5 protein-coding genes are annotated in these 8310 nt (G+C 60.7%); all 5 read left to right on the forward strand.

From position 1 onward, the window contains the following. Positions 1–44 precede the first annotated feature (44 nt). Genes ABFX23_RS02385 through ABFX23_RS02405 form a run of 5 tightly spaced genes read left to right on the forward strand, consistent with a single transcriptional unit; the run spans position 45 to position 7368 of the window. Entirely contained in the window at positions 45–1400 is a 1356-nt protein-coding gene (locus ABFX23_RS02385) for a glutamine synthetase family protein (RefSeq protein WP_346031539.1), read from the forward strand. A gap of 35 nt (positions 1401–1435) precedes the next feature. Next, positions 1436–2701, forward strand: coding sequence for an NAD(P)/FAD-dependent oxidoreductase (locus tag ABFX23_RS02390; RefSeq protein WP_346031540.1), 1266 nt, complete (start codon positions 1436–1438; stop codon positions 2699–2701). A 29-nt stretch (positions 2702–2730) separates the two neighbouring features. Further along, positions 2731–5034 carry a TonB-dependent receptor gene (locus ABFX23_RS02395; protein ID WP_346031541.1) on the forward strand — a complete coding sequence of 768 codons (2304 nt, stop codon included), beginning with the start codon at positions 2731–2733 and terminating at the stop codon, positions 5032–5034. Continuing rightward, positions 5024–6214: a hypothetical protein gene (locus tag ABFX23_RS02400; RefSeq protein WP_346031542.1), complete on the forward strand. Its 1191-nt coding sequence runs from the start codon at positions 5024–5026 to the stop codon at positions 6212–6214. Before ABFX23_RS02395 ends, ABFX23_RS02400 begins: the two co-directional genes overlap by 11 nt. A gap of 2 nt (positions 6215–6216) precedes the next feature. Continuing rightward, a complete protein-coding gene (locus ABFX23_RS02405; RefSeq protein ID WP_346031543.1) occupies positions 6217–7368 on the forward strand; it encodes a serine hydrolase domain-containing protein in 1152 nt (383 codons plus the stop codon). Positions 7369–8310 lie beyond the last annotated feature (942 nt).

An 8310-nucleotide genomic window follows, 5' to 3' on the forward strand; every position in this document is an offset into this window, starting at 1 on the left:
CTCCAACGCCTAAATATGTGATCACAATATAAGGGTGAAGGATCATGAGCAGTTCCCGGTTCGATATGAAAGAGGTGCGCGAATTTGATCGCATCGAGGCGTTCATCGTCGATTTGAACGGTGTTCCGCGGGGAAAATGGCTCGCGCCCGCGAAGCTGGAAGGAATCGCGGAGCAGGGCATGGCGCTGCCACGATCGCTGTTCGCGCAGGATATCTGGGGCAGCGATGTGGAGGCAGCGGGCCTGGCCTTCGGGACCGGCGACCCGGATGGCCGATGCTTTCCGGTGATGCACAGCTTCGCTCCTGCCACCTGGCATCGCACCCCCACCGCGCAACTGCTGCTGACCATGCGTGATGGCGAGGGTGAAGGCTATTTCGCTGATCCGCGCGCGATCCTGGCAAAGGCTGTCCAAAGTCTCGCCACGGCGGGTCTGCAGGCGGTGGTGGCCGTGGAACTGGAGTTCTACTTGCTGGCGGATGACGTTGGCCAGCCTCGCCCGCTGCGACGCGCAAGGCCGGGTGACAGCGCCGATCCGCAAGCTGCCGGAGACGTGCTGGCGATAGAGGCGCTGGGCGAGCTGGAAGCCTTCTTTGACGACGTGACAAAGGCCGCCGAGGCGCAGCAGCTCCCGGTCGATACGATCCTGCACGAAAATTCTCCCGGACAGTTCGAAATCAATCTGAAGCACCAGGCAGATGCTCTGGTTGCCGCCGATCACGCGATCTTACTGAAGCGGCTGGTAAAGGCCGTTGCGCGCCAGCACGCGATGCGCGCCTGTTTCATGGCCAAACCGTTCGGCGATCTCGCCGGCAACGGGATGCACGTGCACACCAGTGTGCTGGATAAACAGGGCCGTAACATGTTCTGCGACGACAGCCGCGCCCCCAGCGATGCGCTGCGTCACGCGGTGGGCGGTCTGGTGTCGGGAATGGCGGATTCCATGCTGCTGTTCGCGCCCCACGCCAACAGCTATCGCCGCTTTCGCCGCAGCAGCCATGTTCCGCTCAACGCATCGTGGGCGTGGGGCGATCGCACGGCAGCGGTACGCGCCATTCAGGGCGGTCCGTCCGAGATGCGTATCGAGCATCGCCTCGCCGGAGCGGACGCGAACCCCTACCTGGTTATCGCCGCAATCCTGACCGATATCGCCGCCGGTATCGCGCAGAAAACGAGCCCCGGACCGCAGCAGCGCGACGGGCAGGAACCACGCGCCGACACCGCGCTGCCGCTGGATTGGCGATCCGCAATCCTCGCTTTCGAAAGTTCGACCACCAATGCCAGCCGCCTCGGCTCCCAGCGCGCTTGCGATGTCCTCGCCGCATGCAAGTGGCAGGATTACGATGGCTTGCTGAGCTGCATTCCCGAGGCGGAATACGAAGCATACCTGGTGGCGGTCTGATGGCGGGGCCGCTTCGCCAGCAGCCTTATGCGGATATGCCCAGCTACTATGCGGGCACTGCGAACGATGCGCCTGCAAGGCCGCAGCTGACGAATGAGGAGCGCTGCGATGTCTGCGTCGTGGGTGCAGGCTTTACCGGCATGTCCGCCGCGCTGGAACTGGCGGAGCGTGGCTACACGGTTATCGTCGTGGAGGCAGAGCGGGTTGGCTGGGGGGCGTCGGGCCGCAACGGCGGGCAGCTTGTCAACGGATACAGCCGCCGCTTGCGCGAGGTGCGCAAACACTACGGCGAGGAGACGGAGCGCGCTTTTGCCGAAATGGCGCTGGAAGGGCAGGCGATTATCCGCGAGCGGGTGGCGCGGTACGATATCGACTGCGACCTGCGCGTCGGCAACGGTATCGTGGCCATGCACCACTCGCAAATGCGCGAGATCGAGGACCGGGTGAACGAATGGCACCGACACGGCCACGATGCGATGCGCCTGATAGGCGAGGACGAGGTTCGCGATTACGTGAACAGCGACCGCTACGTGGGCGGCATGTTCGATCCGTTGGGCGGGCACATGCATTCACTGAACTACGTGCTGGGCGAGGCCCGCGCGCTGGAACAGCTGGGCGGCCGCATCTTCGAACAATCGCGCGTCGTTTCCATCGATCGCATGGCCAAACCCTGCGTGCATACCGCGGACGGGCTGGTGAAGGCCGAGACGGTGATCGTGTGCGGCAACGCCTATCTGGGCGATGCGGCAAAGGATTTGTCGTCGCGTATCCTGCCGGTTTCCAGCCAGGTGATCGCGACAGAAGTGCTTGGGGAAGACGAGGCCGCGCGCCTGATACCATCGGACTACTGCATCGAGGATATCCGCTACATTCCGGACTATTATCGCCGCACGGCGGACAACCGCCTGCTGTACGGCGGGGGCACGGTTTATGGCGGAAACGATCCCAGCAGCATCGAGGGGAAGATCCTTCCCGAACTGCACAAGACCTTTCCCCACCTGAAAGGCGTGAAGATCGATTTTGCGTGGAGCGGCAATTTCGCCCTGACGATGACACGCTATCCGCAGATGGGCCGGGTTTCGCCCAGTGTTTTCTATTCGCAGGGCGATAGCGGCCACGGGGTTACGACCACGCAAATGCTGGGCCGCAGGCTGGGCGAAGCGATCGATGGCCAGCTGTCAAAATTCGACGTGTTCGAGAAGCTTCCAAATATTCCGTTCGTAGGCGGCAAATTGCTGCGTGTTCCATACTGCGTAGCAGGATCTTGGTACTACGGCCTTCGGGATCGATTGGGATTATAAAAACTAAAAATTAAGAAATGAGGATAGCAATGAAAGTAATCTTATCCATCGGTGTTTCAGCTATCGCGCTAAGCGCGTTGCCCGCGCATGCGCAGGAAGACACGGCAAGTTCCGATCCCAACACCATCATCGTCACCGCGCAAAAGCGTGCGCAGGATGTACAGGATGTGCCCGTAGCCATCACGGCGATCAGCGGAGAAGCTCTGCAGGATCGCAATATCCGCACCACCGATGAAATCGCGCAGACCGTCAGCAACGTGCAAATTTATCAGGATAAGGGCGGCAGTCAGCCCAACTGGACGATCCGCGGCGTGTCGTTGTTTGATTTCAACGTGAACAATAGCCCCTCCACCGCGATCTATATCGATGAAGTTTATCAGCCGTCGCTGGTGATGGGTGCAGGCGGCATCTTCGATCTGGAACGCGTGGAAGTGTTGAAGGGCCCGCAGGCGGGCCTTTACGGGCGCAATGCCATCGGTGGCGCGGTGCAGATCATTTCGAGCACGGCACGGCCCGGCGATAGCGACGGCTACGTGCGAGCCGATTACGACAATTTCGACCGCTACCGGCTGGAAGCCGCGCAGTCCGTCACGCTGACGGATGGCGCCGCCGTTCGCCTCAGCGTGCTGCGCGATGGCGGGATCGGCGATGCCGGCTGGCAGACCTCGCTTGCCGATGGCAGCAAGCACGGCGAGCCTGACCGCACGGCGGTGCGCGCCATCCTGTCCGCCGATGTCGGTAGGCTGGAGACGGACCTGCGCCTCTACTACGCCCGCGACAAGAGCGACACTGCGCTTGCCACGGGCATCGGTGCCTATACGCCGGGCACGCTGAATTTCTGTGATGCCGTTCTTCGCGGGGAGCTGGATCAGGCCAATTGCTCGACCCTGTCGAACCTGGTCGATCCCACGCTGCCCAGCCCTTCCGCGCAAAGCGACGATGGCCGCCGAACGCTGTCTCAGCCGCTGAACCAGCTGGATAACACCGAATATTCGGTGACGCTGAAACTGCTCTACGATCTCGATGCGGTCACGCTCACGTCGATCACCGGCTACACCGATTTCGACTTCGGCTTCATGTTCGATTACGACGCCAGCCCGCTGCGCCTGGGCGGGTGGATCGAGGACGCCAATCTGGAGAATATCAGCCAGGAACTGCGCGTTGCGTCCAGCGACGGTGGACCGCTGCGGTGGCAGGTGGGCGCACAGTACACCAATTATACCTTCGACGAATTCAAGCAGTTCGACTGGCGCGACAACCCGCTGCTGTTTGACACCTTCAATCCCATCTTCGGCATCGCTGCGGACGATCTGCTGCTGGATGTCACTTACGATCAGAAGACCGAATACTGGGGCATCTACGGCCAATTTGATTACGATATCACGCCCGATCTAACCTTCAGCGGATCGCTGCGCTATTCCAACGAAGAGACGACCTATCGCAACGGTCGCACCGGTTTTCGCACCATCGGCGTGGACCTGATCCCGCTGGGCGCGATCGATCGCGATTACGAGCTTGACGATCACTGGACTGGCTCGGGCACGCTCAGCTACCAGCCAAGCGACGCGGTGCTGATCTATGCGACCATTGCCAAGGGCTACAAGTCTGGCGGCATTCCCGGCGGTTTCCCGCAGACGCCGGAAGATACGCTGCCTTACGAGGAAGAGATTGTCATAAACTACGAGGGCGGGTTCAAGTCTGAGTGGGGCGATGGCCTGCTGCAGCTGAACGGTTCGATCTTCTACTACGATCATGACAGCATTCAGGCCTTTGCCACGGTGCCCAGCACGCTGACGCCGGGCCAGTTCGCTTTCCGCCTGATCAACGTGGGCGATGGCTACAATTTCGGCGGCGAACTGGAAGCGACCTTGCGGCCCATGCGCGGGCTCACCTTCGGGACGGCGATCGGTTACCTCGACACGGAGATTACCGATAGCGACAAGGTGCGCTTCAGCTTTGACAACCAGGTCATCCCTTACGAGGGAACGCGACTGGAATTCGCCCCAACTTGGAGCGGCAATGTTTTCGGCAGCTACGACGTAGACCTTTCCAGCAACTTCGCACTGAAGCTGACGGCGGATTACAATTTCCGCACGGCGCAGCGCATCGGCGAAGTGCCGGTGGACGAGGCGCTGCGCGGTATCGACGGATACGGGATCGCCAACGGCAGGATCGAACTGTCTAGCTACGATGGATGGGGCGTTGCGTTGTGGGGCAAGAACTTGCTCGACGAAACCTATTCGACCGATGCGACAAACGACGGGGTAGGCGATTTCTACCGCGTCTATGGCGAACCGCGCAGCGTGGGTGTGTCCCTCTCCTATGAGTGGTAGCATCGGCCAGGATATCGTGACGCCCGGGGCCGGAGGCATCACCGTGGCGGATAGCGCCACGGCGCTGATCTATGGCCTTGCGGGCGTCACGATCCTGACCATTCAGCCGCTGGTCTTCGGGCCGCTGGTGGGGGCGGGCATTCTCACCGAAAGCGGGCTTGCGCTGCTGGCGGCAAGCGAGATGGCGCTGCTGGCCCTCACGTCGGCCATGCTGCCGGGATGGCTAAGCAACGGCCATCTGCGCACGAAGATGGTGGGCCTGGCGCTGCTGATGGTGGGCGCCAACTTCTTGTCAGTAAGCGTGATGGAAACAGACCTCCTGCTGCCCGTTCGCGCCGTGTGCGGTTTTGCAGAAGGGGGCATTCTTGCAGGCGCTGCTACCATCCTGCTCTCGGCCGAGAATCCCGAACGGATGAACGCCTTGTTCCTTGCGGTATCAAACTCCGTCACCGCGGTGATCGCATTCCTTGTACCCACGTGGCTGCTGGTGAATTACGGCCTAACGGCCAGTTTCTACCTGATGGCTGCGATCGGCATCGTTGGTCTGCTGGCGGTGCTGCCACTGCGCTTCGTTCCCGGTCCCATGGAAATGCCCGGGCGGAACTGGCGTATCTGGCCTGCGGCGACCTTTGCCGTGTTGGCGGGCGTAGTGTTTCAGAACGCGGCAGTGATGGCAGGGTGGACTTTCCTCGAATCGACTGCCCGGCGCGAGGGGTTCGATCCCGGCGTACTGGGGCTATCGGCCAGTCTGGGCGTGCTGGCGCAAGTCGCAGGCGCGGCGTGCGTTGCGATGTTCGCCTTCCGGCTGCCGGCGGGAAGGGCGCTGATCTTGGCAAGCCTCGCCATATCGGCATCGGTGTTCTGGCTGGGCCATCCCGGTGCGCCTCTCAGTTTTATCGCGGCGAATGTCGTCATGGGATTCTTCTGGCTGGCCAGCCTGCCGATGAGCATCAAGATCATGCTGGAGATTGAGCGTCGGCGCGAGGCGATCTACCTCGTAGCGGCCGCACAAATGATCGGCATGAGCCTCGGCCCGCTGATCGCATCAGCATTCGTTTCCGAAGGGCAGGTGCGGCCTGCTTACTGGGTGGCCCTTTGTCTGGGGTTGGTGGCGGCAGGGCTATTCCTGATCGCCAAGCAATCACCCGACCGTATCAAGACAACGCACACAAAGGCCTGAGAATGAGCGACACTTGGATGACCCGAGAAACCGCTCTGTTCCGCGGCGGCCCGCAGCAGCGCAATTTTCGCGAGATGGCGATGATCCATCCATCGCGGCGCATTACGCGCTCTGCCCATCCGCGTCCCCTTCCGGTAGCCTCCGGTTTCGAACTGCCGGAGACGTTCGAATTCGAAAACGCATCGGTCGATACCGAGGCATTTCTCGAAAGCGTGCAAACGACAGGGCTGATGGTGGTGCGCGATGGCACGTGCCTGTTCCAGCAGCACATGGAAGGCTATGCGCCGGGCACCCAGACCATCTCCTTTTCGGTTGCCAAGTCCTTCATTTCTACCCTGATCGCCTGCGCCCTGCGCGACGGTCACATCCGCGATATCGAAGATCCGGTGGATCGGTATGCGCCGGCTCTGGCGGGCAGCGGTTACGCCGGGGTTGCCCTGCGCGATGTGTTGCAGATGTCATCGGGCGTGCGCTGGAACGAGGATTACGCCGATCCCAAATCCGACGTCGCGCGGTTTGCCGCCGCGTTCGAGCGGGGCCAGTCGTTTGACGCGGTGGCTGCCTCCCTCCCACGCGAACACGTGCCGGGCACCTTCAACAGGTATAACAGCTGCGACACCCACGTGCTGGGCATGGTGCTGGCAGGTGCGACCGAGGTTTCGGTTTCCGAATATCTCGAGCGCGAGTTGTGGCATCCACTGGGCATGGAAGACGATTGCTTCTTTCTGGTCGACGGCGAAGGCGTTGAAGCTGCGGCGATGGGCATGAACGCCAGCCTTCGCGACTATGCCAAACTGGGCCTGCTGTTTCTGAATGACGGGTTTTGTGGCGAGCGGCAGATACTGCCCGACGGCTGGGTAGAGGCCTGCCGCACCGCAACCTTGCCGCATCTGAAGCCCGGAAAGCGGCCGAATGCCGACTACCCGTTCGGCTATTCCTACCAGTGGTGGCTGCCTGACGAGAGCGGTGCTTTCACCGCGATCGGGGTCTATTATCAATTCATCTGGATCGATCGCGCCAGTGGCTGCGTAATCGCAAAGACAAGCGCGGACGCACGTTTCGGCCGAGACAACCATGAGACCGAGCGCATCGAGCAAATGCACTTCGCTTTGTTTAACGGTATCGCGACAGATGTGTCAGACCATCACATTTGATTGCCGACTGACACGAGAACGGAAACCAAGACAACTTGCTTCTCAATTGACCTGGTGAAGGTCCGCTATGGGAGCAACATTGAAGAGAGACGGGGTATCCGTGGGGGTGTACAATCAAGAAGGCATCCGTTGTTTCTCGAAAAATCAGCCCTGTAGGGGGTAAAATCGAATCCCTCCCGCTCCGCCATTTAGCCGAATGAATCTGGATAGAACTCCGGCTAAAGTCTCGGAAAACACGGCTACAATCTCGCGGCGGAGAGAGAGCGCCGGAGCGTGTTCGCGCTAAATCCTCATGGTGTGCTTCTTGCGGAGAGAGCGGAAGGCGAATGCGTTGGTTGTCTGGCGTGCGAAACGCGCGCTTGCTCGAATCACAAGTTGTCGAAGTTGTCTGCCGCGTTTTTCTGTTCAATAACGGGGGTTTAGCGCCGTTTTGGCTGAATTAGAGACCCAGTCGAAGTTGTCGCAGCAAACCCGATTTTCTTGGTTGTCTCGCGACAACTTTGGCAGCCCTCCCGGAACGCCGGGCGCCTTCGTCAGAACGAAAAGCTGGGGCGAGGATTGCCGGATCGCTGATGGATCGTCGGCTTCAGTTCCGATCTGTGGATAACCAGGCCGGCTCTGGGCCTGTCATTCCGGTCACCATGGCGCACCTCAGGGCCGGATTTCCGAGGTAAGCCTAGGGCTACGAGGATGTTCGTCGTGCCGTTCAGGGCATAAGACTCTACCGCAGAGGTAAAGTTCTGAATTCCAACCCTAATCTTGACGATTCATCGGCCCCATCGTACCCGATGAACCACGTTTGTTCCAGTCCAATCTGCATGTTTTCAAAGGGGGTTCCGCGGCGCCGGAGGGCTGGCCGGCGTCGCACTGCTTCTGGCCAAAAAGGGGGGCAAGAGATGTACGATAATCAAGACGAGGGTTGGGAGATGCTCGACCCGGTGC

It is taken from the genome of Erythrobacter westpacificensis, assembly GCF_039542285.1.
Classification (GTDB): domain Bacteria; phylum Pseudomonadota; class Alphaproteobacteria; order Sphingomonadales; family Sphingomonadaceae; genus Alteraurantiacibacter; species Alteraurantiacibacter westpacificensis.

Excerpts from the sequence above, each read along its gene's own strand:
- ABFX23_RS02385 (WP_346031539.1), top strand. The coding sequence starts at position 45 with ATGAGCAGTTCCCGGTTCGATATGAAAGAGGTGCGCGAATTTGATCGC.
- ABFX23_RS02390 (WP_346031540.1), top strand. The coding sequence starts at position 1,436 with ATGCCCAGCTACTATGCGGGCACTGCGAACGATGCGCCTGCAAGGCCG.
- ABFX23_RS02395 (WP_346031541.1), top strand. The coding sequence starts at position 2,731 with ATGAAAGTAATCTTATCCATCGGTGTTTCAGCTATCGCGCTAAGCGCG.
- ABFX23_RS02400 (WP_346031542.1), top strand. The coding sequence starts at position 5,024 with ATGAGTGGTAGCATCGGCCAGGATATCGTGACGCCCGGGGCCGGAGGC.
- ABFX23_RS02405 (WP_346031543.1), top strand. The coding sequence starts at position 6,217 with ATGAGCGACACTTGGATGACCCGAGAAACCGCTCTGTTCCGCGGCGGC.